Raw genomic sequence first — 1,565 nt, 5'->3', positions numbered from 1 at the left:
GAGTTTGGACCGTGTCTCAGTTCCAATGTGGCCGATCACCCTCTCAGGTCGGCTACTGATCGTCGCCTTGGTAAGCCATTACCTTACCAACTAGCTAATCAGACGCGGGTCCATCCTGTACCGCAAAAGCTTTGATAAGAAAGCCATGCGACTTTCTCATGTTATCTCGTATTAGCATACCTTTCGGTATGTTATCCGTGTGTACAGGGCAGGTTACCCACGCGTTACTCACCCGTCCGCCGCTCTTCTCCGAAGAGAATCGCTCGACTTGCATGTGTTAGGCACGCCGCCAGCGTTCATCCTGAGCCAGGATCAAACTCTCAAATAAAAGTTGTTACCTGCTCAGACTATCATTATCTGAATATCTGGCTTGGTTTGTTTTCGATTCTTTAAGAATCATTAGTTATATAAATTAACCTACTGTTTAATTTTCAAAGTTCATTCCTTACAACTTCCTTAGTTTATCAAAGTAATTTTACTTTGTCAACTCTTTTCTGTTGTTTCTCTTTCGTGTTTGTCCTTTTCTTAAGGACATGTATTACTATACCACCTATACTTTATATCGTCAATACTTTTTCTTAACTTTTTTTAGTATTTTTTATAATTAGTTTATTTTTTTAAGTTATACACAATTTTTGTTTATGTTATTAACATTATATACATCCTAGACTTAGCTTATATACCGATTTTCTATTTTTTATCCACATTTCTAATTTATTTATCATTAATTAAATTTTTTTATTTAAATTATATATTTTTATATACACTTTCTACTTTGATTAGAAATTTTAGTATTCAATAAAAAATATTTTTTCTATTTCTCCAACTATTATGTTAACTTATTTATATTTTTATTAAATTTTTATACTATTACAAATAGATTAAAGATCATTTAATAAAATTGTTACCAATCAAAATATACTTAAAATGAGTATAACCTCCTACGTATAATGATATTAATTTTACATTACTAATTCTTTATAAATAAAAATAACTTAAGTCTATATTTAATCAACTTAAGTTATCTAATATTTTAAAATTTATATAGTTTTGCATTTTTCTTCCCATTTTTTAAGCTTTTTCTTATATATATTAACTATCTCATCCATATTAATTTCATTATCATAACTCTGGCTTATTATTGAGCTTGCTACAATTATTACGTCTAAACACTCTTCAACTATATCTTCTTTTGTTTTTTCTTTGTATCCACACCCACATACATTTGATGAACTCAATACTGCCTGGGAAACTTCCCCAACCTCTTCTGATAACTTCAAAGCTCTTTCCATTAGTGATTTTTTATCTATAAGATTTAATCTCTTGATTTCTTTAAAATCAATTATTTTTTCAGTTTTCATTTTAACTCCTTGTATTTTTTATTTTGAACATAAAAAAAGATTACGTGGCTACGTCTTACTCTCCCAGGAGGTCGCCCTCCAAGTACCATCAGCGCTAAAGAGCTTAACTTCTGTGTTCGGTATGGGAACAGGTGTATCCTCTTTGCTATAATAACCACATAATCTTTATCTTTTAGAGTTAATACTCTGAAAACTGTATATCAT

At 30.2% G+C, this 1,565-nt stretch carries 1 protein-coding gene and 2 rRNA genes; all 3 read right to left on the bottom strand.

Going from position 1 to position 1,565, the window contains the following annotated elements:
• A 16S ribosomal RNA gene (locus I2H23_RS15190) occupies positions 1-328 on the bottom strand; the annotation flags it as partial.
• A 712-nt stretch (positions 329-1,040) separates the two neighbouring features.
• A complete protein-coding gene (locus I2H23_RS15185) occupies positions 1,041-1,361 on the bottom strand; it encodes a MazG-like family protein (protein ID WP_092921352.1) in 321 nt (106 codons plus the stop codon).
• Positions 1,362-1,403: 42 nt separating this feature from the next.
• A 5S ribosomal RNA gene (gene rrf, locus I2H23_RS15180) occupies positions 1,404-1,520 on the bottom strand.
• Positions 1,521-1,565: the final 45 nt, after the last annotated feature.

The organism is Romboutsia sp. BSD2780061687b_171204_C1, from assembly GCF_015560225.1.
GTDB lineage: Bacteria > Bacillota > Clostridia > Peptostreptococcales > Peptostreptococcaceae > Romboutsia_C > Romboutsia_C hominis.
The sequence above is the reverse complement of the archived record's forward strand: the minus strand, read 5'-3'. Positions and strand labels throughout refer to the sequence as shown.

Excerpts from the sequence above, each read along its gene's own strand:
- I2H23_RS15185 (WP_092921352.1), bottom strand. The coding sequence starts at position 1,361 with ATGAAAACTGAAAAAATAATTGATTTTAAAGAAATCAAGAGATTAAAT.